We start from the raw sequence: 25801 nt of genomic DNA on the forward strand, positions 1-25801 counted from the left end.
TCGCGGGGTCGCAAATAACTACTGTTTGACACGGGCGTCGGCGGGCGGCGACGGTCGTCGTCGGGTCGACGCCCCGACGTCCGTGCCTTCCGGCAGGTTTACCCTCCCTGCACCAGTGTCCTCTCACGTGCAACCGGGTCGGATATTCGACGAGTTCCCGGCGCCCTCCTACCGTGGGGCCCAGGAGCAGGCGCTCGCTGACATCCGCGACGCCTTCGAGGCCGACAACGACGTGGTCCTCGTGCGAGCCCCGACCGGCAGCGGGAAGTCCCTCCTCGCGCGCGCCATCGCGGGCTGTGCCCGCACCGCGGGCGAGAGCGAGGCCGGCGAGGTCATCGACGCCTACTACACGACCCCGCAGGTCTCCCAGCTGGACGACGTGGCCGGCGACGACCTCCTCACCGACCTCAAAGTGATCCGCGGGAAGAACAACTACGACTGCATCCTCCCCGGGGAGACCGACACCCCCGTCGACCAGGCGCCCTGCGCCCGCGAGCGGATGTTCGACTGCCAGGTCCAGCATCGCTGTCCGTACTTCTCCGACCGCGCCATCGCCGCGAACAACCGCATCGCGGCGATGACGCTCGCCTACTTCATGCAGACCGCCGGCTCCGACGTGTTCGGCCAGCGCGACGTGCTCGTGATCGACGAGGCCCACGGATTGGGCAACTGGGCGGAGATGTACGCCACTATCGACCTCGGGCCCGACAGCGTCCCCATCTGGGACGCCTGCGAACCGCCCGACGTTGACGGCCTCGACGACGCCGTCAGCTACGCCGACACCCTCCACACCATGGCCGGCCGGCGACTCACCGAGGTGCGCCAGCAGGCCGAACTCGACCCCGAGGAGGCCGCAGAACGGGACAAACTCGTCCAGTTGCAGTCCGACCTGTCGTGGTTCTCCGAGGACTACCGCGACCCAGAGAGCGCGACGACGTGGGTCGTCGACCAGCCCGACGGTGAGGGCTCGCGGGTGACGATCAAGCCGATGGCGCCCGAGAAGTACCTCAAACACACCGTGTGGGACCGCGCCCAAAACTTCGCGCTCCTCTCGGCGACCATCCTCAACAAGGACGCCTTCTGCGCCAACGTCGGCCTCGCGCCCGACCGCGTCGAACTCGTGGAGGTGCCCCACACCTTCCCCGTCGAGAACCGGCCGCTGTACGACGTGACGCAGGGGAAGATGACCTACGAGGCCCGCGACGAGACCATCCCGCGCGTCGCCGAGACGCTCGTCCGGATCATGCAGGCCCACCCCGACGAGAAGGGGATCGTCCACTGCCACTCCTACGCCATCCAGGACCAGTTGCAGGCGCACCTCCGCGAGTTCGGCGTCGACTCGCGCGTCCGCTCGCACGACTCCGCGGACCGCGACGCGCAACTGTCGACGTGGAAGCGCGTCGACGACCCCGACGTGTTCCTCTCCGTCAAGATGGAGGAGGCGCTGGATCTGGAGGGTGACCTCTGTCGCTGGCAACTGCTCTGCAAGGCGCCGTATCCCAACACCCGCGACTCCCGCGTCGCCGCGCGACTGGAGGACGACCAGTGGGGCTGGTACTACCGGACGGCGCTCAGGACCGTGATCCAGGCCTGCGGGCGCCCGGTGCGAGCGCCGGACGACTACGGCGCGACGTACCTCGCCGACTCCTCCTTGCTCGACCTCTTCGAGCGCGCCCGCGTCGACATGCCCGGCTGGTTCGCCGAACAGGTCGACCGGATGAGCGAGCCGGACTTGCCGGCGTTCGACGCCGGAGCCGCGACCGCTTCGAGCGGCGGGGCGACCGGCGGGTCGAGTCGCTCGCGCTCGTCGAGTTCCGGGAGTTCCAGCGGGAGCGGTTCGGGGTCGGCCGGCGCTTCGGCGTCCGGCTCACAATCGGGATCGGGCGGTGACGGCGACGGCGGCAACTCGCGGAGCGGTCGCCGCCGCTCGCGCCGCTCGAAGTCCAAATCCAACCCCATCGCGGACGTGTGGGACACGGAGTAGCGGCCAGTTACGGGTTCAGACACCGGACCCGACTTCGTCCATCGCGGCGTCGACCAGCTTCGCCTCGGCCTTCCTGAGATGGTCCCCTGCGGTCTGTGGTGAACACCCCAGCACCGCCGCGACGTCCTCGTGGGTCGCCTCCCGGGGGCTCTCGTAGTACCCCAGTTCTTTCGCCGCGACGACCGCTTCACGCTGTCTGTCGCTCAGTCCGTTCGTCGACCCGTCATCCACCGACGGCGTCGAGGTGATCTCGTCGATCCGCACCTCGATATCGTCGCCCTGCCGCTCGAAGGCGTCCTGCAGGGGACCGGGGTCGCCGACGATCCTGGCGTGCACCTCGCCGTCCCGGAACACGACGGGCGTTCGCACGATCAGCCCGCCGGCGTCGAGCGCGCTCGCGAGGCAACTGAATATCGGAACCGCCGACCGACGGACGTGGACGAGCACGCGGGCGCCCTCCTCGTTCTCGCCGGACACCTCACACCGCTCGACGCCCCTGAATTCGGGCGCCGAGTCGGTCAGCGGCGAGGGGTCGCCGTCGACGGCGAACAGGAGCATCGCGTCCTCGCTGGTCAGGTTCCAGTCGAGCACGCGCGCCCGGTCGATATCGGGGGTGTTCGCCAGCCGGTCGAACAGCGGCGGCGCCCGCTCCGGGTCGACGCGCGCGGTGACGCGGACGTGTTTCATCGCCCGACACGTCAGCCGAGTGCGTAATAAAACCCGATTCTATGCCGTACAGAACGCCCACCCGGGCGCCGGGACTCCGACGGTATACATGGCAGACACCTCAGCGCGAAGGCAGCGAGACGACACCGCCGAGACGAGAGCCGCCGCGGCCGACGGCACCCCCTCCATCGACGTCGAGCACCTCGAACTCACCTACGGCGACGGGACGCGAGCCGTCGAGGGCGTGACGTTCTCGGTGCCGCGGGGAGAGTTCTTCGGCTTCCTCGGCCCCAACGGCGCCGGGAAGACGACGACGATCAAGGTCCTCGCTACCCTGCTCGAACCGACGAGCGGGCGCGTTCGAGTCAACGGGCACGACGTGACCGCGGACCGCACCGCAGTCAGAGCCTCCATCGGCTACATGGCCCAGGAGACCAGCGTCGACGAGGAACTCACCGCCCGCGAGAACCTCGCGTTCGCCTGTGACGCTTACGGGGTCGCCCGCGGCGAGCGCGGCGAGCGCATCGACGACCTGCTCGACCTCGTCGACCTGGCGGACGTCGCCGACACGCCCGCCGGAAACTTCTCCGGCGGGATGAAGAAGCGACTGGACGCCGCCACCGCGCTGGTCCACGACCCCGAACTCGTCTTCCTCGACGAGCCGACGACCGGACTCGACCCGAAGGCCCGCAATCGGCTGTGGGAGTACTTCGAGCGCATCAACGAGCGCGGGACGACGGTGTTCCTCACGACGCAGTACCTCGAAGAGGCCGACCGGCTCTGTGACAGGCTGGCGGTCATCCGCGACGGCCGCATCGTCGAGGACGGCTCTCCCGACGAACTGAAGCGGCGCGTCGGCGGCGAGGTCCTCGAACTCGAGATCGACGGGAGTTCGGAGATCACTGAGTCGGCCGCCGAAGTCGTCCGCGACGCGGCGACGCTCGATCCCGCGGCGACCGTCGAGGCGGTCGACGGCGCGGTCAGGGTCACGGCGCGGGACGCCGGCGCCCTCGGTCCCGACCTCCTCCTCGCGCTCAGCGATGCGGGCGTGACAGTGACCGGGTTCGCCGTCGCGGAACCGACGCTCGACGACGTGTTCTTCGCTATCGCCGACGAGTCGGTCGACGCGCTGGAGGCGCACGGGACGCGGCCGACCGACGGGGACGACACCGCGGGGCGACACCGAACGGAGGTGGACGCATGAGCGGATCGGGAGCGTCGACTACCACCGAGACCGGTAACACGTTCCTCGGCGACGTCTGTGTCAACGTCGAGCGCTGGACGCGCAAGGCCGTCCACAACCCGACGGCGTTCCTCCTCGAGATCGTCGTCGCCACGTTCTCGCTCGTCCTCTTCACGGCCGTCTTCGGCGACGTGGGTGCGGTCGCGCTCGAACGCGCCGGCTTCGCCGACGTGGAGTACGTCACCTATCTCTTGCCCGCCGTCCTCATGCAGGCGACGATGGGGTCGGCGTTCTCCTCGGGGATGGGGCTCGTGCGGGACCTCGAGAGCGGGATGTTCGAGAAGACGGTCGTCACGCCGATGTCGTGGACGGCCGTCTTCACCGGGAAGGCCGCCGCGGAGCTGGCTCGCATCGTCGTCCAGTTGCTCGCCGTCGTCGGCCTCGCCGTCGCGATGGGAGCGGGTATCGAGACCGGTGCAGTCGGCGTGGTCGGCATCGTCGCCGTCTGCCTGCTCGTCGGCCTCCTGTTCATGGCCGTCTCGAACGTCGTCGGCCTGCTCGCGCGCGACGAGGAGGTCATCAACGCCGCCTCGATGCTGTTCATGTTCCCGCTGCTCTTCCTCTCGCCGGCGTTCGTCCCGATGTCCGAGGACATCGAGTTCGTCGCCGCGTTCAACCCGATCACATACGGCGTCGACGCGGTCCGGGCGCTGGTGCTCGGCGAGGACGTGCTGACGGTGCTTTCTATCTCGCGGTTCGGGGGACTCGCCGACACGCTCGTCCCCGCGGTCGCCGTCCTCGTGGCACTGAACCTCGTCGTCGGTGCCGTCGCGATTCGGCTGCTGGCGCGGGCCAGTAGCGCGACGGCGGCCTGACGCCCGACGCGGTGGGGCGTGCCCGAACGGCCACACGGTCGCACCGCTCGACGCTCTCGAGCCGGGGCTGTTCTCCGCAGGCGTCGTCGGCGCTGTCGCGACCGTCGTCCGTCGAGCCATCTGCGGACCGCTCCCCGTGACCGATCCGCACACCGGCCGAACGGATAAGTGACCGCCAGCCGACGGGCGGGCATGGACGAACTCCCGGCCGACGCGATATACGACCGGACGTGGCCGACCGGCCTCGACCTCTCGCCGAACGGCGACCGCGTCGCGTTCACCGCGACCGAGGCCGACCCCGACGAAGACGAGAACCACCAGTCGGTGTTCGTCGTCCCCGCCGACGGGAGTCGCGAGCCCCATCGATTGACTCGCGCCTCCGGCGCGTGGAACGTCGAGTGGTCGCCCGACGGGTCGAAACTCGGCGTCGTGATGGTCCGCGACGACGATATCGCCCTGCGTGTGGGCCGTGACGACGACGGGGAGTCGGACGAAGACGGAGACGCGGACGACGAGGACGGAGAAGAAGGCGAGGGAGAGGACTCCAGCGAGGGGAACGACAACGGCGAGAACGGCGACGACGACCCGAAGCCGCAGGTGTGGGTGTACGACCTCGAACTGGGCGGGGACGCTCGGCAGGTCACGGACCGCGAGGAGGGCGTCCGCGACTTCGACTGGGGGCCCGAGGGAGAGCGGATCGTCGTGTCGGCCCGCGATCCGACCGACGAGGAGCGCGAGTACCTCGACCAGCGCCGCGACGACGGCCCGATCGAGACCGAACGCCTCCAGCACAAGTTCGACGGGCAGGGCTGGCTCGACACGGTGACGACCTACCTGTTCGTCGTCGACGTCGAGAGCCGCGAGGAGCGGCGCCTCGACGACGCCTACGCCGGCGGGATTGGCGGCGAGGGCACCGGCATGCAACCGGTCTGGCACCCCGAGGACGACCGCATCGCGTACACGTCCTACGACGGCGACGACGGGGACGACACGTACGTCCAGGACGTGTTCGTCGCGGACGCCGAGACCGGCGAAGTGGACCGGCTCACCGACGGCGAGTACCGCGCGGCCAACCCCGTCTGGAGCCCCGACGGCGACCGACTGGCGTTCGCCGGACGTGTGCCGGACAACCTCTATCGCCCCTTCGACGTGTTCGTCGCCGACCCCGACGCGGGGGAATACGAACCCATCACGGACGGGCTCGACAGGACGATCGGCTGGTTCGGGATGCCGGTCTGGATGGACGAGGAGACGCTGCTCACGACCATCGGCGACGGGGGTTGGTCTCGGTTCGTCCGGCTGGACGTCGAGGGAGGACACGAGCGCGTCTTCGACCGCCAGCCCCGCGACGAGACGCTCCGGCAGTTCGACGCGGGGAGCGAGACGGTCGCAGTGATGCGCAGCGACCCTTCCGAAGGGGTCGACGTTCACGCGATGGACCGCGCCGACCTCGACGCCGGGCCCTCCGACCCGGACCCGCGTCGCCGACTCACGGCACTCAACGACGACCTCCTCGGCACCTACGAGTTCCCGGAGACCGTCTGGCGGACCTTCGAGAGCGACGACGGCACCGAGGTCGAGGGGATCACGTACTACCCGCCGGACTTCGACCCCGAGGATCCTGAGTCTCGTCCGACGTTGCTGTGGATCCACGGCGGCCCGATGGCCTACGACGAGCCGAGCTTCGACTTCCAGGCCGCGTTCTGGACGACGCGCGGGTACCTGGTCGCGACCGTCAACTACCGCGGGTCGACCTCCTACGGGCGCGACTTCTGCGAGGCACTGAAGGGGAACTGGAACACCCTCGAAGTCGACGACCTGCTCGCGGGGACCGAGGACCTCGTCGACCGCGGCTGGGCCGACCCCGACCGGCTGTTCGTCGGCGGGTTCTCGCAGGGCGGGGTCAACACCGCCTACGTCCTCACTCGCACAGATCGCTTCCGTGCGGGGCTGGCCGAGCACGGCGTGTACGACATGCGGTCGTCGTTCGGCACCGACGACTCGCACAAGTGGTTCGAACACGACTTCGGCCTCCCGTGGGAGAACCCCGAGGCGTACGACGCCGCCTCGTCGATCACCGACGTGGGCGATATCGACACGCCGCTCCTGCTGACCGCCGGCGAGGAGGACTGGCGCTGTCCGCCTACCCAGTCCGAACAGCTCTACCGCTCGCTGCGCAAGCGCGGCGTCGAGTCGAAACTCGTCGTCTACCCCGACGAGCACCACAACGTCGGCGACCCCGACCGGGCGATCCACCGGCTGGAGACGCTCGACGACTGGGTCGCTCGCTTCGATCCCGAGCGCGAGTCCGACGAGGACGGGGACGAGGACGAGGGCGAGAGCGGAGACGCCGATTCGTAGCCGCCCGGAGCCCGTCCCCTGCCATCGGCTGCCACGCCGACCAAACGCCCAAGGACTCGCAGGTCGACGCCGGTTCATGGACGAACTCCCCACGGACGCGCTCTACGATCTGGTACGCCCCCTGTCGGTCGCGGTCTCGCCGGACGGCGACCGGGTCGCCGTTCGGACCCTCGCGTACGACCGCGAGGCGGACTGCCGACGGAGTTCGGTGCTCACGGTCCCCGCCGACGGGAGTCGCGACCCGCATCGGCTCGCCCGGGCCTCCGACGTGTCGGCGATGCAGTGGAGCCCCGACGGCACCAGACTGGGGGTCGTGACGGCGCGGGAGCGCGACACCGAACTCCGGGTCGACGACGGCGCGGAGAGCGACGAGGGAGACGATGGCGACGGGTCGGAGAACGGCTCCGACGCCGCCAGTGGCGACGCCGACCCGAAGCCACAGGTGTGGGTGTACGACCTCGAACGGGGCGGCGACGCCCGGCAGGTCACCGCGTTCGACGAGGGCGTCCGGGAGTTCGACTGGGGCCCAGACGGCGAGCGAATCGTCGTTTCCGCGCGCGATCCGACCGAGGAGGAACAGGCGTACCTCGACCAGCGTCGCGACGGCGGCCCCATCGAGACCGAACGCCTCCAGCACAAGTTCGACGGGCAGGGCTGGCTCGACACGGTCACCACCTACCTGTTCGTCGTCGACGTGGCCACTCGCGAACAGCGGCGCCTCGACGGCGCCTACGGCGGCGGGATCCCCGAACAGTCGAGCGGCCTCCAGCCCGCGTGGCACCCCAGAGACGACCGGATCGCCTTCGTCGGCTACCACGGCGACGACTCCGACGACAGCTACGTGCAGAACGTCCACGTCGTCGATGCGGGGACGGGGGAGACCGAGCAGGTGACCGACGGCGAGTACTTCGCCGGGGGACCGGTCTGGAGTCCCGACGGCGCTCGTCTGGCCTTCCTCGCCAACAACCCCACCAACTGGTACGTCCCGACGGACGTCTGCGTGGCGGACGCCGACACGGGTCGGTACGAGGTCGTCACCGGCGAACTGGACCGGAGCGTCGCGTGGTTCGAGGAGTTCGCGTGGCTGGACGACGACCGGTTGCTGCTGGCGATCGGTGACGAGGGGTGGTCGCGGTTCGTCCGGCTAGACGCGACGGGCGGCCACGAACGCGTCTACGACTGCCAGTCCCGCGACGAGTCGCTGATGACGTTCGACACGGCGGGTGGAACGGTCGCGTTCGTCCGCCAGCACCCGAGCGACGGCGTCGACGCCTTCGGGGTCGCGGCGTCGGATCTGGACGCCACGGCGGACGACCCGGACCCTCGACGGCGGCTGACCGAGCTGAACCCCGACCTCGTGGCCGACTACGACCACCCGGAGATCGAGCGCGTCACGTTCGAGGGCGCGGACGGCGACGCGGTGGAGGGGGTCGCCTTCCTCCCGCCCGACTTCGACCCGGCGGACCCGGACGGCGACCGCCCGTTACTCCTCTCAATTCACGGCGGGCCGCGCCGCTACGACGGACCGCACTTCGACTTCGACACCGCGTACTGGACGACGCGGGGCTACGTCGTGTTCAAAGTCAACTACCACGGGTCGACCTCGTACGGGCGCGCGTTCTGCGAGCGACTTTCGGGTTCGTGGGGGGACGTGGAGGTCGAGGACGTGCTCGCGGGGACGGACGAACTGGTCGAGCGCGGCTGGGTCGACCCGGACCGCCTGTTCGTCACCGGCTTCTCCTTCGGCGGACGGTCGACGGCGAACGTCCTCACCGAGACCGACCGGTTCGCCGCGGGCGTCGCCGAGCACGGCGCTTACGACCTGCGCTCGTCGTTCGGCACCGACGACTCGCACAGGTGGACGGAAAACGAGTTCGGCCTCCCGTGGGAGAATCCCGAGGCGTACGACGCCGCCTCGTCGATCACCGACGTGGGCGATATCGACACGCCGCTCCTGCTGACCGCCGGCGAGGAGGACTGGCGCTGTCCGCCCACCCAGTCCGAGCAACTGCACGTCTCGCTCAAAAAGCGCGGCGTCGAGTCGAAACTCGTCGTCTATCCCGACACCCACCACGTCCACTACTACGTGGCCGCTCCGGGCCGGGCAACCCATCGGCTGACGACGCTCGCGGAGTGGTACGCCCGCTTCGACCCCGAGCGGGAGGCCGGCGCGGAGTGACCGCTCGCTACCCGCCGAACGCGTACGCGAGCACGTAGACGACCGACGACCCGATCATCAGGAAGACGAGGATCAGTGCCAGGATCTGCTGGCGATCCAGGCCCGTGACGTTCATGCGCGGTAGTTGCCGCGGGGACGGATAGGGTTTTCGCGCCGCCCCCACCGGGGTGGACCCGCCGGTCGGCGGGAGCGAGTTCGACCGGTCGCACGGAAAGGTTAACCTTCGAACAGCTCGAAGCCCGCGTATGCGAACGCCCTCCGCCGACGGACTCGTCTCGCTCGCCGGGACGCTCCTCGGATTCGTGTTGCTCCTGTTCGGAGCCGCCCTGACGGCGGTGGCCGGTTTCAAACTCGTCTTCGTCATGGAGTGGTCGCTCGGGTCGCCGCCCGCGGCGGTCTGGCGCGCGGCGACCGGTCTCGCCGTCCTCGCGGCCGGGTACCTCGTCCTCTCGTCCGTCGGCCGCCGAGACGGCAGGGAGTCCACCGACAGTACCGCCCTCTCGGACACCGCCAACGTGCACTTCTGGGACAGCTAGCTGCCCCGTTCGTCCTGTCGTCGCCGGCGCCGGCTTCACCGCCCGCGACCGCCGTGGTCCATACGTTGATTAATCGATAGCTCCATGTACCGGTATGGGAGACGATTCGCCGTTCGGATCCGGATGGGGCGCGTCGGTCGCCGGCACGCTGGCCGGACTCGCGCTGGTCGGCCTCGGCGTCGCGATGGCCGGGTCCGGCGGGTACGAACTGTTGCTGGCGTCCGGCGTGGCCGACCGGTCGGCACCGAATGCCGTCCCGCGTGCCCTCTACGGCGTCGCAGCCGGGGCGCTCGGGCTGCTCGTGCTCTCCAGGGTCGTCGACCGCGACGACGCGGCGGAGGACGCGCAGGAAGCTACCCCCGCCGAGTCCGCCGACATGTACCAGTTCGACACCTGAGCGGTCCACTCCCCCCACAGCAGGCCGTTCGAGACGGTTCTTCGCGCTCACGTTCTCCCGTCGTCGACCGACAGCCGTCCGTCTCCCCTCGTCGCCCGCCTCGACCACTAACGCTTATAACTCGGTAGTACAACCTAGTAGTTATGTCGACGCAACTGGAGCGCGCGCGGTCTGGGGAGGTGACGCCGGCGATGGAGCGAGTCGCCGAGCGCGAGAACCGGGATCCGGAGTTCGTCCGCGAGCAGGTCGCCGAGGGGCAGGCGGTCGTTCCGACGAACCACGGGCACGAGTCGCTGGACCCGATGATCATCGGCCGGGAGTTCGGGACGAAGGTCAACGCCAACATCGGCGCGAGCGAGACGACGAGCGACCTGGAGGAGGAACTGGAGAAGCTCCACAGCGCCGTCCACTACGGCGCGGACACGGTGATGGACCTCTCGACCGGTGGCGACCTCGACCACATCCGCGAGGCTAACGTCGAGTATTCGCCGGTGCCGGTGGGGACGGTCCCGATATACGAGGCGGTGACGCGGGTCGACGACGTGGCCGAGTTGACCCACGAACTCCTGCTCGACGTGATCGAGAAGCAGGCCGAGCAGGGGGTCGACTACATGACCATCCACGCCGGCGTTCGGATGGAACATCTCCCGCTCACCGACGGTCGCAAGACCGGTATCGTCTCCCGTGGCGGGTCGATCCTCGCCCAGTGGATGGAGGAGAACGGGATGGAGAACCCCCTCTACACGAAGTTCGACGAGATCTGCGAGATATTCGCCGAGCACGACGTAACCTTCAGTCTGGGGGACGGCCTCCGGCCGGGGTGTCTCGCCGACGCGAGCGACGAGGCGCAGTTCGCCGAACTGGAGACGCTGGGCGAGCTGACCCGCACGGCGTGGGACCACGGCGTGCAGGTCATGGTCGAGGGGCCGGGCCACGTGCCGATGGACGAGATCGCCGACAACGTGGAGCGCCAGCAGGAGGTCTGTGACGGCGCGCCCTTCTACGTGCTCGGCCCGCTCGTGACCGACGTGGCGCCGGGCTACGACCACATCACCAGCGCCATCGGTGCGACCGAGGCGGGCCGCGCCGGCGCCGCGATGCTCTGTTACGTCACGCCGAAGGAACACCTCGGCCTGCCCGACGCCGAGGACGTGCGCGAGGGGCTCGCCGCCTACCGCATCGCCGCCCACGCCGCGGACGTCGCGAACGGCCGCGAGGGCGCGCGCGACTGGGACGACGCGCTCTCGGAGGCGAGGTACGAATTCGACTGGCGTCGGCAGTTCGAACTCGCGCTCGACCCGGAGCGCGCCCGCGAGTACCACGATCAGACGCTCCCCGGCGACAACTACAAGGAGGCCCGCTTCTGCTCGATGTGCGGCGTCGACTTCTGTTCGATGCGCATCGACCAGGACGCCCGCGAGGCCGAGGGCGAGGGCCAGATGGAGGCCATCGACGACGAGACCGACGTCGAGGCGTCGCCCGCTGCGGAGGTCAACCGCCCGCCCGTCGGCGAGCACGACGCGAGCGACGTGCCCGACCTTCCGGAGTTCGTCGAGTACCCCCATCCGGATCACGAGGAAGCCGCGGACGACTAATAGCGGGGCACGAACGGGAACCGACCCCGCTCGGTCCCGCGATCAACTGCAAACGCCGCGCGAGTTGTTCCGAGTGCTACACATCTATTTGGGCTTGCGGGCCCCGGATACGCGTATGCGATGCGCTACCACGCGGAGGGGTCGACAGTGACCGAACAGTTCTCCGTCGCCGGACAGGCGGCAGTCGTGACCGGGGGGACGAAGGGGATCGGTCGCGCGATCGCGGAGCAGTTCGTCGCCGACGGCGCGGACGTGGCCATCTGTGCCCGCACGGAGGAGGACGTGGACGAGGCCGTCGACGAGTTGAACGAGGGGGACGGCGGCGACGCCGTCGGCCGGGCGTGCGACGTGCGCGACCGCGCCGCGGTCGAGGCGCTGGTCGACGCGGCCGCCGCGGAGTTCGGGACGGTCGACTGCCTCGTCAACAACGCCGGCGCGAGCTTCATGGCAGGTTTCGAGGACATCTCCGAGAACGGCTGGGAGAGCGTCGTCGACGTGAACCTCACCGGGACGTACAACTGCACGCAGGCGGCCCGGGAGCACCTCGTCGATGGCGGCGGGACGGTGATCAACGTGGCGAGCGTCGCCGGCCAGCAGGGCTCGCCCTACATGAGCCACTACGGCGCCGCGAAGGCGGCGATCATCAACCTCACGAGCACGCTCGGCTACGAGTGGGCCGGCGACGGGGTCCGGGTCAACTGTATCGCCCCCGGCTACGTCGCCACGCCCGGCGTCGCCAGCCAGATGGGCGTCGAACCCGGCGCGATCGATCGGGACGATATCGACCGCAACGTCGGTTTGAGCGAGGAGATCGCCGACGTCGCCCAGTTCCTCGCCAGCGACGCTAGTTCCTTCCTCGTCGGTGAGACGGTCACCGCCCGCGGGGTGCCCGACATCGAGGAGACCCCGGACCTATGAGTGACAGCGCACCCACCCGCGACGTGTTCCTGCCCGTGGCCGCACAGCCTTCCATCGATACCCTCGTCGAGTACGCACAGGACGCCGAGGCACTGGGTTACGACCGCGCGTGGCTACCCGAGACGTGGGGCCGCGACGCCGTCACGGTGTTGACCGCCATCGCCGAACGCACCGACGACATCGGCATCGGCACCTCCATCGCGAACGTCTACTCCCGGTCCCCGGCGCTCATCGGCCAGACCGCGGCGACCCTGCAGGAGGCCTCCGACGGCCGCCTCAGGGTGGGTCTCGGCCCGAGCGGACCCGCGGTCGTCGAGGGCTGGCACGGCGCCGACTACGACCGACCCCTGCGCCGGACCCGCGAGACCATCGATATCGTCCGCCTCGTCCTCTCGGGCGAACGCGTCGAGTACGACGGCGACATCTTCACCCTCTCCGGCCTGCGTCTACGCTGTGATCCACCGGAGACGCCGCCGGGGATCGACGCCGCCGGCATGGGCCCGAAATCCGTCGAGTTAGCCGGTCGCTTCGCCGACGGCTGGCACGCGCTCATGCTGACCCGGGACGGGTTACGGGACCGACTCGACGATCTGGAGCGCGGTGCCGAACTGGGGGAACGGGAGTTCGAGGACCTGCGCGTGACGCTTTCGCTCCCCTGTATCGCGCTGGACGACCGGGAGCGCGCGCGGGCCCTGGCGCGGAACCACCTCGCGTTCTACGTCGGCGCGATGGGCACGTTCTACCGCCAGGCGCTCGAACGCCAGGGCTACGCGGACGAGGCCGTCGAGATCGCCAGCGAGTGGGCCAATCGGAATCACGACGCCGCCCAGGACGCCATCTCCGACGAGTTGCTCGACGACCTGGGCATCGCCGGCACGCCCGACGAGTGCCGCGAGCGGTATTCGAAGTGGGAGTCGATCGACGGCGTAGACGCCGTCTCCGTCTCCTTCCCCCGCGGCGCCGAACCCGAGGAGATCAGCGCGACGATGCGAGAACTGGCGCCCGAGTGACGCGGGCCGCCTTTTTAACGCACCGGCTTCGCTATCCGAACGCTCGGAGGCCGAACAGTATCGATCCGGAACCGTGCTCGGCGCGGGTCACCCGGCCGCCCGCGGTCGTCCGCGGTTCGAGCGCTCTCCGTCCCGATCTCGCGAGCAGCCGACCGAACCGAAATCGCGGAAAACGGGGCCTGCGACGATACACACGTGATGCTCGACAGGACACGCCGGACGCGGGGTACCGCCGAGAGCGAGGGGTTCCCGCCGTGGCTCCGACGCGTCGCACGGGTCGGGACGGCCGGGTTCGTCCTGGCGAACCTGCTGGTCGTGCTCGCCTTCCTCACCGACACCGTCCCGGTCCCGTACTACTCGTGGCTGTCCCTGCCGGTCGCGCCGCTTCCCGACCAGCCGACGCTCGGCCACTACCCGGCCAGCTACACGCTGGGCCTCTGGCTCTGGGAGTTCACGTTCCCGCTCTCTATCCTCTGGGTGGCCGACAGGGCCGGAGTGACGGGCGAGCGCGGTCGTCGCACCGCGTTCGTCGGGATCCCCGCTCTCGTCGCGCTGTGCTTTCACGCGTACTGTGTGCTCGTCTTCCCGCAGCCGACCCCGACGCCGTGGGAGCCCGCGGTCACGGCGGTCTGTTACGTCTACTGTCAGACCTACGCGCCGCTGTGGAGCGCGATCACGGTCGGGACCGTCCTGCTCGGCGTCGGCGGCTGGCTCGCGCCTCGGGACTCGTCGCTCGGGCGCGCGGGGACCGCCGCCTTCGGCGTGCTCGCCTTCCCCCTGGGCGTTCTCGCCCTGTACGACGCCGCGACGGCCAGTGCGAACGGTCACCCGAACGAGCCCGTCGACGCCTGAGCGGCTGCTACTCCAGTTCCTCGGGAAAGACCTTCCCGGGATTCAGTATCCCGTCGGGGTCCAGCGCCTCCTTGATCGAGCGCATCGCGGCGACCGACTCGGCGCCGTGCTCGCGTTCCATGAACTGCCGCTTGCCCAGTCCCACGCCGTGTTCGCCCGTCGCGGTCCCGCCGAGATCGATCGCCTCCTCGACGACGCTCTCGTACACGGTTTCGCCGCGAGCGACCGTCTCGTCGTCGTCGGGGTCGACGAGGATCTCGTAGTGGAGGTTGCCGTCGCCGGCGTGGCCGTAGCAGGCCATCGCGAGGTCGTTCGCCTCGGCTTCCCGTCGAGCGTGGCGGACGATGGCCGGGAACTCGCTGATCGGGACGGTCACGTCGCCGGGGTGGAGCGGGCGGAGGTCGTCGCGGTACTCGTCCAGCGCGTAGGCCATCTCGCGGCGCAGTTCCCACAGTTCGGCCATCTCCTCGTCGGCGGCCAGCTCGAAGGAGAGAGGGTCGTAGTCCGAGAAGACCGCCCGGCAGAAGTCGACTTCCTCCTCGATCCCGTGGTCGGCGTGGAACTCGACGAAGACCATCGGCGCGTCGGGGAGGTCGGTGCCGACGTACTCGTTGGCGACCTCGGCCGCGAACGACCCCATCAGTTCGATCTTCGCCACGTCGACGCCCGACTGGACGGCGTCGGCGATGGCGCCCGCGGCGTCCTCGAAGGTGGAGAACACCGCGCGGCCGCCGCGGACCTGCTCGGGGCGGCCCGCGAGTTCCAGCGTCGCCCGGGTGACCACGGCGAGCGTCCCCTCGCTCCCGACGATCAGGTCCTTCAGGTTGTAGCCGGCGGATGTCTTCGCGGCCGTGCTCCCCGCGGATATCACGGTGCCGTCGGCCAGCACCGCCTCGAGTTCGAGCACCCAGTCGGCCACCTCGCCGTACTTCACCGTCTGCATCCCGCTGGCGTCGGTGGCGATCATCCCGCCGACGGTCGAGATGTCGCCCGACGAGGGGAGGGGCGGGAACGTCAGCCCGTGCTCGGCGGCGGCCTCGTCGACCGCGCTCCCGAGAACCCCCGGTTCGACGTCGACCTGCAGGTCCTCCGGCCGAACCGCCAGAACGTCGTTCATCCGCGTCATGTCCATGGAGATGCCTTCGTGGGCAGGGACGGCGTTGCCCTCCAGGCCGGTGCCGGCGGCGTAGGGGGTGACGGGGATCCCGCGCTCGTGGGCGCCGGTGAGGATCGCCGAGACCTCCTCGGTGGTCGTGGGCCAGACGACGGCGTCGGGGCGGACCTCGTCTTCGGGGTGGGTGCCCCAGTCGCCGGCGTGCTCGTCGCGGGCGTACTCGTCGACGGACACCCGGTCGGGGCCGACGGCGTCGGTCAGGAAGGCGACGTCGGTCATGGACGAGATGCGGGTCCGTTCGTATAAATCAGCGTCGCCGTCCGCCGAGTGTGACGGTCCGATCGTGGCTCGCTCCGTCGGTCCGCCAGCCGCTCCACTCCTCGGTCACCCCGACGACTCGTCACTGAGGTTGAGTTCGGCGACGAGGCGGTTCGTGATGACCTCTTCGACGATGTCGAGCAACTGCGTGTCGTCGGTCGTGAAGTCGGCGAAGATACCGAGCGGGATCTCGCCGCCGGCCATGTCCTGGTGGCCGCCCGCGCTCCCGACGTCCTCGAACGCGCTGTCGAGCGCGTCGCCGATGTTCACTCGCGGGTCCGTCGACCGGCCGCTGAGGTGGATCGACCCGTCGACGATACCGAAGACGATGGCCGTCTCGACGCCCTCCAGCGTCGACAGGTAGTCGGCGGCCTGGGGCAGGGCGTCGCGCTCGCTCGTCCGACCGACGTTGGAGATGAGTACCGAGGCCCTCGTCAGTCGGTTGCTGATCGCGGTCGCGATGGCGTCGACGGTGGCCCCCGTGACCGACGGCGACGAGAGCTGTCGGAGCAGGTCGCTGTCGGCGTGCTCGTGGAGGAACGCGCCCGCCTCGTACTCCGCGCTGGTCGTCCCGCGGAGGAACTCCAGCGTCTCTCGACGGATCGCGAACAGGAGCGCCGTCGCGAGCGAGTCGTCGGGTTCGATCCCGAGTTCGCGAACGTACTCCGTGAGGATCGTCGCCGTCGCGCCGATGTCCTCGCGGTGGTCGACGAACCGCGCGTCGATCCCCTCGGCCGGGTGGTGGTCGATCACGACGTCGACGGGCGTCCCCTCCGGGACCCGGTTGTTCGCCCCCGGGACGGAGTGGTCGACGAACGCGAGCAGCGAGCCGGCGGACCGGTCCCGGACGCTCGCGGTTTCGAACTCCTGCAGGTCGACGTCGAGGAGGTTGACGAACGCTCTGTTCTGCTGGTGGGAGATGTCGCCGCTGTAGAGGATGTGTCGCTCGTCGATGCCGGCCGCGGCCGCGATCCGTCCCAGCGCGAGTGCGCTCGCGAGACAGTCCGGGTCCGGGTTGTTGTGACAGACGATGTTGAGCTCGCTGGCCTCACCCAGGAGGTCGCGGAGTTGCGCTGCCTTGCTCATTACCTGCTCTTCGAACCCCAGACAGTTATGGGTGGGTACGCGCTCGCCGGCGCCCCGCCGTCGTCGGGTCCGTCTCGGTCGTTGTGTCCGCCTCCGTCGCCGGGTCCGCCGTCGCCGTTCGGACCGGCCGACGGGCTACAGATACTGAGAGACGAACTCGCGGTGTTCGGCGGCGCGTTCGTCCCGTTCCGCGGGGGTCGCGTCCTCGAACCACAGCGGGAGACACGCCATCGCGTCCAGGCGGTCGACCAGCCGATAGAGAGTCATCCGTTCGCGGGTGGACTCGTCGAACGACCAGTCCGCGCGGCCCTCGGCGTATGCCGTCCGAAAGGTCTCGCGCAACGCCGCCGTCCGCGCGTCGTCGTCGCGGACGGGTTTGAGCAGGTGGAACTCCACCTTCGCGAGGTTGTACGCGGGGTCGGACGCCGCGAGGTTCGCCCAGTCGAGGACGGCCCGTGTCTCGCCGGTCTCGGGGTCGACGAGCAGGTTCCCGTAGCGGTAGTCCCAGTGGTTGTACGTCGGCGGGTCGGGCTCCGGGAGCGACGGGATCGCATCGCGAAGATACTCGCGCACGTCGGGCACGAGGTCCGCGAACCGCTCGGGGTCGTCGGCCAGGTCGGGGAAGTACCCGCCGGCCGCGAGGTCGTCGAGCGTCCTCTCGTAGTCCTCGAGCAACCGCTCGCGGAAGTCGTCGGCTCGCGGGTGGTCGTCCGTGTCGAGCACCGTCAGTTCGCCGTCCTGAACGCCGATACTCCCCACCGAGGGGAGCGGCCCCAGTTCGTGTAACTCGGCGAGGTTCCGACCGGCGTCGCGGACGACCCGTTCGCGCGCCGCGGGGGTGAGGCGGCCGGGGTCGTCCTCCAGGTTCGCCCCGTCCACGTGTTCCGCGAGATAGAACGGGGCCGGGTACCCGTCGTGTTCGTCGACGTAGCCGACCACCTGCGGGACCGGTATCGACGTCTCGCGCCCGGCGAGTTCGAGCAGTCGCGGTTCGGACCGCGCGATCTCCGGGTCGACCAGGCCCGCCGTCGTCGCCTTGAGGACGAGCGAGCGCACGCTATCTCCGGCGCGAACGTCCAGTGTCGCCACGAAGTCCGTCCCGTGCGGGCTCCGCTCTATCGACTCGACGGTCCACTCGGGTTCGATCGCGGCGACCATCCCGCGGACCGCCTCGTCGGTGACCCGATCGCCGCGCGACGACGGGAAATCGTCGGTCATACCCGTACTCGCCGAGGGATCGGTAGAATCCTTGCGGTCGAACGGTGGGTGTGAACGCGACCCACCGCTACTTCCGAATGTGCGGTTCGAACAGGTCCGCGTAGCTGGTTTCTCGCTCCAGTGCCTCTTTCGCCTGGTCACGCAACAGGTCGAGGCCGATGTCCCACGAGCGGGTCTCCTCGGGGTTCGGCATGTCCCGGAGCACGTTGTCGGAGGCCTCGAACTCTTCGGGAGTCCAGAACCGCGCGTCCGTCGCGTCGTCGCCGGCCTCCAGCGGTCCCGTCGTCTCGCTCCGGTCGACCGCGTAGCAGACGTGCATCCTGAACATGTCCTCGTCGACCTCCTTCCCCACGTCGTAGAGGTACACCAGATCCGCCGGATCGACGGTGAGATTCGTCTCTTCCTCGAGTTCTCTCGCGACGCCCTCGCGCGGCGACTCCGGGATCTCGGGAACTCCTTCCGGTATCTTCCACGTGCCGGGGCCGCGGAAGTCCTCTACGAGCAGGATTCTTTCGTCGTCGACGACGACCGCGCCACCGCCGAGCACGGCGTTGTGAAACACCCAGTCGTCGCAGTCGTCACACCGGTACACCGTCGGCCCCTCGACCAGCTCGAGCTCGCCACCGCAGTACGGACAGTACTCGGGCGGGTAGTTGACCATGTGATGTCGATACATGCCACTGTCGCGTAAGTCTGCTGTCGGATCGATCGTGACAGACAACGTCGAGTCGCTGTGGAGTCTCTCACACCGGCAGAGCCGACTCGTCGATCCCGTCGCGGCGGCCGTCTAACACGGCGAAGCGCTCCCCTCGACGGCGTTCCAGCCACCGGAGCAGTCGCTCGGCCCAGACGAGTTTCCGGGCTTTCATCCGGTCCACGTCGGGGTCGTCGAAGTCCCAGCCGGCGAAGACCAGCTCGCTCGCGCCGCAGTGGTCGGCGAGGAACGCCGCGCGGTCGCCGTCGGTGAACCCGCCGGTGTTGAACACGGCATCGACCGGCGCGGCCTGCGTCGTCGGCAGTACCCACTCGACGCGCAGTCGCGGAACCCGCTCGCGCAACGCCGGCTGGTTGTCCCCGTGGGCGTGGACGGCCACGGGCGTCCCGGCTTCGGTCAACTCGCGGGCCACGTCGCTCTCCTCGTCCAGATCCGTCACCATGCAGTCCACGGACAGCCCGGCGTCGCGGAGCCGCGTCGCCGCGTCCGACGCCGCCACGACGCCGTCGGCGCGCTCCACTCGATCGAGTTCGGCGTCGAGCGACGGCCCGGCACCGGCGACCGCGACCGTCTCGCCGTCGAAGTCGACGTCGGCCGGCGCGAGCGTCCGCGGGCCCCTGTCCTCACCCGCTGGGTCGCTCTCGTCCGGAGCGTCTGACGCACGCGCGCCGTCGGTCGCGCCGCTGTCACCCGCGATATCACTGTCGCTCACGAGGCCGGCGAGCAGGTCGCGGGCCCGTTCGTCGGCGGCGCGGTCGAATCCCATATCGGCCAGTATCGCCGCGTAGACGGGCTCCCAGTCGTGAAATTCCATAGCTATCGCTACGACGATAGCCTCACAATAAACCGGATTAGCCGAAATGGCACGTACAAGGTACCCCTACCCAGGTGCCCTTTCGGCCTTCACCCCCTCGTTTTGGCGCATCCGGTATAAGTTTTCTCACCTATCAGCGGACCCACCGCCCGGCAGCGTCCCCGCGAGCGGACGTGGAACGTCGGTTCTGTCCGCCAGCGCCGCCAGCGAACTGGCGGATCCGCATAAAAACCCCCGTCCGCCGTCCGGGCCGGCGACGAACCGGCAGCCCGCCGCGTTCGCGGCCGTTCGGAGGCGTTCCCGGGCCGTCTCGTCGAGTCCCTCGACCGCGTAGACGCGACTCACAGCGGCGCCGGGGTCGGCATCCGTCACGCCCGCGCGTTCGAAGTGGCGGGCCGCCTCGTCCGGCGTGGTCACGTCGAGTTCCTCGACGGTGAGTCCGTCACCGTCGCCGCTCCGACCGCGTTCGCGCGTGAACGCCTCGCCAACGAGCGCGGCGTCGACCGTCTCGGCCACGTCGTGCGTCCGGATCACGTGTGCGCCGCGCTCGACGGCCATCGACGTGGCCGCCAGACTCACCGGCAGCGCCCCCTCCGTCGACCGGTCGGCGATCGTTCGCAGGAAGTTCTTCCGGTTGATCGAGACGAGCATCGGCCGGTCGAGACCGCGGAACTCCCGCAGGCGACGGAACGTCTCGCGGTCGTCCTCGATGGTCTGGTCCTCCGCCCAGCCGCCGAAGGCGGGGTCGACGATGGTCTTGTCCGTCAGGCCGTTCTGCTTCAGCGCCTCGTACACCTGGTCGACGTAGTCGGCGCTCTCGGCCCACTCAGCCGAGCGACGTTCGGCCCACGGCGTCGCCCGCACGGCGCCGGGTTTCGTCAGATCCGGCGGGCTCGCCATCTTCGCGACGGCGACGTCGTAGTCGCGACACACCTCGGGCATCTCCGGGTCGGCGAAGCCGGCGATGTCGTTGACCATGTCGAATCCGCGGTCGAGCGCCGCCTCGGCGACCTCGGCGTAGCGCGTCTCGATGCTCCACACCGCGTCGCCGGAGGTGGAGTGGAGCGTCTCGACGGCCGTGTCCAGCCGTTCGAGTTCCTCCTCGGCCGAGAGTACGTCGAAGCGTTTGTTCGCGGACTCCAGGCCGACGTCGACGATGTCGGCCCCTTCGTCGATCAACTCGTCGTCGACGTACGCCGCGGCGTCGCCGGGGTCGTCGAAGACGCTCGGGTCGTAGGGCGACTCCTTGCTGACGTTGAGGACGCCCATGATGCGCGGCGGGTGGTCGTCCCCGATCCCCAGCCCCGCGGCGTCGACGTTCTGCATGCGCGAGGCTGAGGACTACGGGTGCAAAAACGGTCCGATGCGCTCGCGGGCGCGCCGCGACGCCGACCGACGCCGCCCGCTACTTTCCGTCGAGGAAGCTGTTCGCCGCCCCCTTGTCGCGCTCGTAGCGCGACTCGGGGAGCTTCGACGAGCAGTTCCGACAGACGGTGTAGTCGGGGTCGTTGTTGGTCCCGCACTCCAGACAGTACCCCGGATACTTCGACGGGTCGGTGTTCACCAGGCTCGAGTAGTGCGAGGGCAACACCTCGTTCTTCCGCGGCGAGTACGACACCGCCCGCCGGAAGCACAGCGTCACTCCGAGCGCGACCGCCCCCAGCACGGCCGACGCGGCGAACACCATCACCAGAAACGCCACGACGTTGACCATGTGTGACACGAAGTGACGTGCGGACATAAATCGTCGGTGCGGGGGCGCTCGTGACGGCGCGCCGTCACTGTCGCTGACGGGGGTGTGGTCTGTGAGAGGCGGGGACGCAGAACGGAGTGTCTAGGCGGAGGCCTGCTGGAGGGCGTCTTCGATGTCGTCGGCCTGGGTGACGCCGACGAAGCGTTCGACGACGCCGTCGTCGTTCTCGACGATGAGCGTCGGGAGCGAGCGGACGTGGTACTCGTTGGCGACGTCCTGTTCCTCGTCGACGTTGATCTTCTCGAACTCGACGTCGTTCCACTCCGTCTCGAGGTCCTCGAGGATCGGGTCCTGGGTCTTGCAGGGGCCACACCAGTCGGCGTAGAAGTCCTTGAGCGTGACTGTCATGGATTCAATCGAAGTTGCGAATGTGTGGGGATAAGGGTTTCCACTACCGCCGTTCGCGACCTGCTCGAACCCCACTCGACTGTCAGATAGGGGCCGACTACCGCGCCGGGGGCAGGGCGAAAGGCTTAGGCGGGCGGCGGTGGGAGTGGGCAGTATGAGTAGCAGCGACAGCGGCGGACTGATGTCCAGTGCCGGCCTCGTCCGGTACTTCGACGCCGAAGACCGCAACGCGATCCGCATCGACCCGAAGACGGTCATCGCCTTCGGCGCCCTGTTCGGCTTCCTCGTCCTCGTCCTCCGCGCGACGGTCTGAGGGCGACCCGCCCACGGCGGCCGGCCGCGAACCCGCTCGGCCAGCCGTGACCGCGACGTTTTCAAGCCCCGACTGCGAACCCGCGAGCATGCACTTCGACCAGCGAACGCAGGCGGCGTTGCGCGAGGCCGGCCTCTCTACCGAGGCGATCCAGGCCGTCTCCGAGACCGTCGTCGAGGCCACTCGCGACGACGCGGACGCGCTCGAAGCGTTCTTCGCCGACCTTGACACCGTCTACTCGGACATGGACCAGGCCCACTCGGCCTCGGAGTTTCCCGAACACGCCGTCGACTACCTCGACCTCTACACCCACGCCGACGACCTCCGCGGCTACCTCCGCTTCGACTCCTGGGGGGTCTACGTCACCGGCGGCCGCGTGCTGAACGACGACGTCGTCGAACTGACGCTCGGACCGACGGTCCACGACCGCGTCCGGTTCGCCGCCGACCGCGCCGATCTATGAGCGACGACGGGGAGGCGCAGGCGGGCGCCGACGCGGACGACGCCACCGTCCCGACCGCCCGCGTCCGGGGCATCTACACGACGGCGCTGACGCGACTGTTCGAGGACGAGGGGCTGTCGGTCGTCCAGGCGTCGCCGCCGATCCGCGACCGGTTCGACGACGAGTTCGCGGTGGCGCCGGCCGGCGCGACCGTCGCGACGACGGACGACCGACAGGGGGTCTCGATCACCGGCGACGCGTCGGCGGTCGCGACCGCCGTCACCGAAGCGCGCGCGGTCGGCCGCGACGCGATGGCCTGGCGCGACCCGACGCCGCGCGGCGCGGTGTACGCCGGTGAGGTGACCGAGACGCTCGGCAGCGGCGCGGTCGTCGAACTCGGCGACGGTGCGGTCGAGGAGGCTGCTGGTCGGAACGAGGCCGCGGCCGAACTCCCGCCCGTCGCCGGCGGCGCTCGCGAGGGCTTCCTCCCGTACTCGAAGACGGCGGCCCACGTCGAGACGGGCGACCGCCTGCGAGTGCAGGTCGAGGAGACGGCGGCGCCGTGGGGGTCGGGCCGGCCGGTCCTCGACACGACCGTCCGGGTCCAGAGCGGGCTCGCGACGCTCGTCCGCGGCTCCTCGCCCGGCGGGAACGGACCCGAACTGGCCGATATACTCCCGACCGACCCGCCCGAGGGCTGGGGCATCGCCTGGGACCGGGCGGCCGACGACGCCGACCTCGACGCGCTCGGGGACGCGCTGGAGCGCGTCCGCGACCGGGCGCTCGCACTCGACGACGCGTTCGCCGATGCGCCCGCACCCGACGACGCCGCGCCCCACTGCTACTGGGCGGGCGAGACGACGGCGTGGCTCTGGTTCGGCCGCGAGTCGCGGTTCGGGCTCGACGAGCGCCGGCGAGCGGTCACGGCGACGATGGGCGGCCACCACCGCGTGAAGGCCGCCACGGAGAGCGCCAGCGCCGCGGTCGACTTCGTCGAGGCCGTCTGTCCCGACGCGGGCGGCGGCGAGACGGACTTCCCCTTCGACGCCGTCACCCGCCAGTTCGGTCCGATGGAGGGCGACAGCGTCCGCATCGACCACGGCAAGCCCGACGGCCGGATGTTCTCGCTGGGCAGGGGCGAGGTGACCCGTCGCGATCCGGACGGAACCGTCGTCGTCGAGCGGGAGATGTCCGGCCGGGGCACCTACGACGCGCTCGGCGTCGACCAGCAGGCCGGCGACGTGGCCGTGACGAAACTCACCGAGGGGAAGTGGTGGTACCCGACGGTCTACCGCGGTGACGACGGCGAGAAGCGCGGCACGTACGTCAACGTCTGCACGCCGGTCGAGGTGTTCCCCTCGGCGGTCCGCTACGTGGACCTGCACGTCGACGTGGTCAAGCACGCGGACGGCCGGGTCGAGCGAGTCGACGACGACGAACTCGACGCCGCCGTCGACGCCGGCCACGTGCCCGATGAACTGGCCGAGAAAGCCCGGAGCGTCGCCGGCGCCGTCGAGAACGCGCTCTAGCGCCGGTCTTCGCTGTTTCCGCGTTCGCGACCGCCGAGCGACCGCCACGCCCCCAGCCCGAGGGCCGCCAGCGCCGCCACCGGGCCGAAGCCGGGACCGTCGCCGCTCGTCGTGCCCCCCGTTTCGTCTCCGCCGGCGCCCGTCGGTGTTCCGTCGCTCGTTCCCGTCGGCGTCGGCGCGTTCGACGACCCGTCCGTCGGAGATTCCGTCGCCGTCGGCGTCGCTCTCGGCACGTCCGGGAAGGTGTAGAGTCGCCCCGGCGCGTCCGGATCCGAGGGGTCCTCGTAGCTGCTGGCGACGACCGCCTCGCCCGGCGCCGCGAGCTGGGCCGTCCAGAAGCTCGTGTCTAAGGAGCGTCGGAAGTAGCGCACCCGCTCGGGATTCGCGGGGTCCGAGAGGTCGTGGACCATCACGCCGCCGCGGTACCACGAGGAGTAGAGGTGGTCGGCGGCGATCTCGAAGTTGTGCGCGGTCGTCCACACGCCGTTGACGTTGGTGTCGGCCGTCGGTGGCGGGTCGATGGTCGCCAGGTGCGCGGGCGCGCTCGGGTCCGACAGGTCGTACAGGTCGATCCCGCTCGGGCCGCCGGGGTCGTCCGGCCCCGGTGTCGTCCCGTCCTTCCCGAAGTTGGAGTTCCAGGTCTCCTTCCCGACGGCCAGGAGCGACCCGTCCGGGTCGGTCGCGGCGTAGTGGTCGTTCCCCGGCGGTTCCAGGCGCTCTCGCGAGACCGCGAGCCCGCTCAGGTCGGCGAGTTCCTCCGGTGACCGGCCGCGGACGTCCGCGACGTACTGCGGATCTGCGGGCTCGGACACGTCAAGGATCCACGTCCCGGCGTCCCAGTGGGCGAGGTAGGCCCGCTCGTTCTGGACGAACACGTCGTGGAGGCTTCTGAGGCCTACCGGGACCGACTCCCACACGCCATCGTGGTCGAACAGCGACCAGCGAGCGACTTCCTCGGGGTTCTCGCCGCCGACGTCGACGACCACCAGCGGGTTGTCGTCGCGATTGTTCCCGGTGAGATAGGCGTAGCCGCCCGACAGGTCGCAGTTGTGGATCGGGTAGGCGGTCGCGTGGGCGCGCAGGAGCTCGGGCTCGGCGGGGTCGGACACGTCGTAGAGCAGAATCCCGTGGAACCCGTCGGAGCCGCGGTTGGCAGGCCCTGCGACGAGGAGGCGTCCGTCGTCGTGCTTCACGTCCTGCACACCCTCCACGACTTCGCTGGTCCCGGGCGGCGAGATGTCGCGCTCCTCCGCGAGGACCGCGGGGTCCGCGGGGTCGGTGATATCGACCGTCGCGAACCCGTCGACCGTCGCGACGAAAGCCGTCTCCCCGTCGGGCGTCACGACCGCTTCTCGCACGCCGTCGATGGCGACGCTCCCGAGCGGTTCGTACTCCGAGGTCGGCGTCGCGACGGCCTCGGTCGGGGTGGGCGTGGGGGTCCCGGAGGAGGTGGCGGTCGAGGTGTTCGTCCCGCCGGACGCTGTCGAGTGGCCCCCGGCGTCGCGGGCGGAGTGGGCGGCGACGGCCGCCAGCCCGCTCGACCCGGCGACCGCCCGGAGGAACTGTCGTCTGTGCACGTCCCCCGTCTAGCGGTC

The 25801-nt window shown here is 69.8% G+C and carries 23 protein-coding genes and 1 pseudogene; 14 read left to right on the plus strand and 10 right to left on the minus strand.

Translation table 11 applies throughout. The annotated features are described in order from the left end of the window. Nucleotides 1-127: 127 nt before the first annotated feature. Nucleotides 128-1984, plus strand: a complete 1857-nt coding sequence (locus D1409_RS15870; RefSeq protein ID WP_123537968.1) for an ATP-dependent DNA helicase — start codon at nt 128-130, stop codon at nt 1982-1984. A gap of 15 nt (nt 1985-1999) precedes the next feature. On the opposite strand, the gene D1409_RS15875 is transcribed toward D1409_RS15870, so the two are convergent. Continuing rightward, nucleotides 2000-2671 (minus strand): helix-turn-helix domain-containing protein, encoded by a 672-nt coding sequence (locus D1409_RS15875; RefSeq protein ID WP_123537969.1) that lies wholly within the window; start codon nt 2669-2671, stop codon nt 2000-2002. An 88-nt stretch (nt 2672-2759) separates the two neighbouring features. Between D1409_RS15875 and D1409_RS15880 the strand changes: the two genes are divergently transcribed. The 10 genes from D1409_RS15880 to D1409_RS15925 all read left to right on the plus strand — a co-directional run bounded on the left by D1409_RS15880 (nt 2760) and on the right by D1409_RS15925 (nt 14556). After that, the gene (locus D1409_RS15880; protein WP_123537970.1) at nt 2760-3854 is read left to right on the plus strand and encodes an ABC transporter ATP-binding protein; all 1095 of its coding nucleotides are present in this window, start codon (nt 2760-2762) and stop codon (nt 3852-3854) included. Beyond that, nucleotides 3851-4708, plus strand: a complete 858-nt coding sequence (locus tag D1409_RS15885) for an ABC transporter permease (RefSeq protein WP_123537971.1) — start codon at nt 3851-3853, stop codon at nt 4706-4708. The genes D1409_RS15880 and D1409_RS15885 overlap by 4 nt, the downstream gene beginning before the upstream one ends. A gap of 192 nt (nt 4709-4900) precedes the next feature. Further along, nucleotides 4901-7069 (plus strand): S9 family peptidase, encoded by a 2169-nt coding sequence (locus D1409_RS15890; protein WP_123537972.1) that lies wholly within the window; start codon nt 4901-4903, stop codon nt 7067-7069. A gap of 76 nt (nt 7070-7145) precedes the next feature. Further along, nucleotides 7146-9248: a S9 family peptidase gene (locus D1409_RS15895; RefSeq protein ID WP_123537973.1), complete on the plus strand. Its 2103-nt coding sequence runs from the start codon at nt 7146-7148 to the stop codon at nt 9246-9248. A gap of 245 nt (nt 9249-9493) precedes the next feature. Next, entirely contained in the window at nt 9494-9784 is a 291-nt protein-coding gene (locus tag D1409_RS15900; RefSeq protein WP_123537974.1) for a hypothetical protein, read from the plus strand. A gap of 94 nt (nt 9785-9878) precedes the next feature. Beyond that, the gene (locus D1409_RS15905; protein WP_123537975.1) at nt 9879-10181 is read left to right on the plus strand and encodes a hypothetical protein; all 303 of its coding nucleotides are present in this window, start codon (nt 9879-9881) and stop codon (nt 10179-10181) included. 143 nt (nt 10182-10324) lie between these two features. Next, on the plus strand, nt 10325-11776 hold the full coding sequence (gene thiC, locus D1409_RS15910; RefSeq protein WP_123537976.1) for a phosphomethylpyrimidine synthase ThiC: 1452 nt from the start codon (nt 10325-10327) through the stop codon (nt 11774-11776). 120 nt (nt 11777-11896) lie between these two features. After that, nucleotides 11897-12694 (plus strand): SDR family NAD(P)-dependent oxidoreductase, encoded by a 798-nt coding sequence (locus tag D1409_RS15915; RefSeq protein WP_123537977.1) that lies wholly within the window; start codon nt 11897-11899, stop codon nt 12692-12694. Then, nucleotides 12691-13704, plus strand: coding sequence for a TIGR04024 family LLM class F420-dependent oxidoreductase (locus D1409_RS15920; protein ID WP_123537978.1), 1014 nt, complete (start codon nt 12691-12693; stop codon nt 13702-13704). The genes D1409_RS15915 and D1409_RS15920 overlap by 4 nt, the downstream gene beginning before the upstream one ends. Before the next feature lie 198 nt (nt 13705-13902). Then, nucleotides 13903-14556, plus strand: coding sequence for a hypothetical protein (locus D1409_RS15925; RefSeq protein ID WP_123537979.1), 654 nt, complete (start codon nt 13903-13905; stop codon nt 14554-14556). Between the two features lie 7 nt (nt 14557-14563). Here the strand turns inward: D1409_RS15925 and D1409_RS15930 are convergent, their stop codons facing one another. The 8 genes and pseudogenes from D1409_RS15930 to D1409_RS15965 form a co-directional block, all read right to left on the minus strand. Further along, nucleotides 14564-15949 (minus strand): FAD-binding oxidoreductase, encoded by a 1386-nt coding sequence (locus D1409_RS15930; RefSeq protein ID WP_123537980.1) that lies wholly within the window; start codon nt 15947-15949, stop codon nt 14564-14566. 105 nt (nt 15950-16054) lie between these two features. Then, on the minus strand, nt 16055-17074 hold the full coding sequence (locus D1409_RS15935) for a DHH family phosphoesterase (RefSeq protein ID WP_123537981.1): 1020 nt from the start codon (nt 17072-17074) through the stop codon (nt 16055-16057). A 135-nt stretch (nt 17075-17209) separates the two neighbouring features. After that, nucleotides 17210-18292 (minus strand): phosphotransferase family protein, encoded by a 1083-nt coding sequence (locus D1409_RS15940; protein ID WP_235853590.1) that lies wholly within the window; start codon nt 18290-18292, stop codon nt 17210-17212. 67 nt (nt 18293-18359) lie between these two features. Continuing rightward, nucleotides 18360-18953: an NUDIX domain-containing protein gene (locus tag D1409_RS15945; protein WP_164471724.1), complete on the minus strand. Its 594-nt coding sequence runs from the start codon at nt 18951-18953 to the stop codon at nt 18360-18362. A gap of 82 nt (nt 18954-19035) precedes the next feature. Further along, nucleotides 19036-19821, minus strand: coding sequence for a 6-hydroxymethylpterin diphosphokinase MptE-like protein (locus tag D1409_RS15950; RefSeq protein ID WP_123537983.1), 786 nt, complete (start codon nt 19819-19821; stop codon nt 19036-19038). Between the two features lie 126 nt (nt 19822-19947). After that, nucleotides 19948-21147, minus strand: a complete 1200-nt coding sequence (gene folP, locus D1409_RS15955; RefSeq protein WP_123537984.1) for a dihydropteroate synthase — start codon at nt 21145-21147, stop codon at nt 19948-19950. A gap of 79 nt (nt 21148-21226) precedes the next feature. After that, complete coding sequence (locus tag D1409_RS15960) at nt 21227-21535, minus strand: hypothetical protein (RefSeq protein ID WP_123537985.1); 309 nt, start codon at nt 21533-21535, stop codon at nt 21227-21229. Nucleotides 21536-21655: 120 nt separating this feature from the next. Next, nucleotides 21656-21934: pseudogene (locus D1409_RS15965) on the minus strand (thioredoxin family protein); the annotation flags it as partial. Nucleotides 21935-22076: 142 nt separating this feature from the next. Here D1409_RS15965 and D1409_RS15970 point away from each other — a divergent pair. The 3 genes from D1409_RS15970 to D1409_RS15980 all read left to right on the plus strand — a co-directional run bounded on the left by D1409_RS15970 (nt 22077) and on the right by D1409_RS15980 (nt 24206). Next, entirely contained in the window at nt 22077-22235 is a 159-nt protein-coding gene (locus D1409_RS15970) for a preprotein translocase subunit Sec61beta (protein ID WP_123537987.1), read from the plus strand. An 88-nt stretch (nt 22236-22323) separates the two neighbouring features. Next, the gene (locus D1409_RS15975) at nt 22324-22698 is read left to right on the plus strand and encodes a DUF7532 family protein (protein ID WP_123537988.1); all 375 of its coding nucleotides are present in this window, start codon (nt 22324-22326) and stop codon (nt 22696-22698) included. Further along, nucleotides 22695-24206, plus strand: a complete 1512-nt coding sequence (locus tag D1409_RS15980) for a DUF402 domain-containing protein (RefSeq protein WP_123537989.1) — start codon at nt 22695-22697, stop codon at nt 24204-24206. Before D1409_RS15975 ends, D1409_RS15980 begins: the two co-directional genes overlap by 4 nt. On the opposite strand, the gene D1409_RS15985 is transcribed toward D1409_RS15980, so the two are convergent. Beyond that, nucleotides 24203-25783, minus strand: a complete 1581-nt coding sequence (locus tag D1409_RS15985; protein WP_123537990.1) for an LVIVD repeat-containing protein — start codon at nt 25781-25783, stop codon at nt 24203-24205. The two genes, D1409_RS15980 and D1409_RS15985, sit on opposite strands and share 4 nt — an antisense overlap. Nucleotides 25784-25801 lie beyond the last annotated feature (18 nt).

Origin of the sequence: Halosimplex salinum (genome assembly GCF_003730195.1) — an archaeon.
Lineage (GTDB): Archaea > Halobacteriota > Halobacteria > Halobacteriales > Haloarculaceae > Halosimplex > Halosimplex salinum.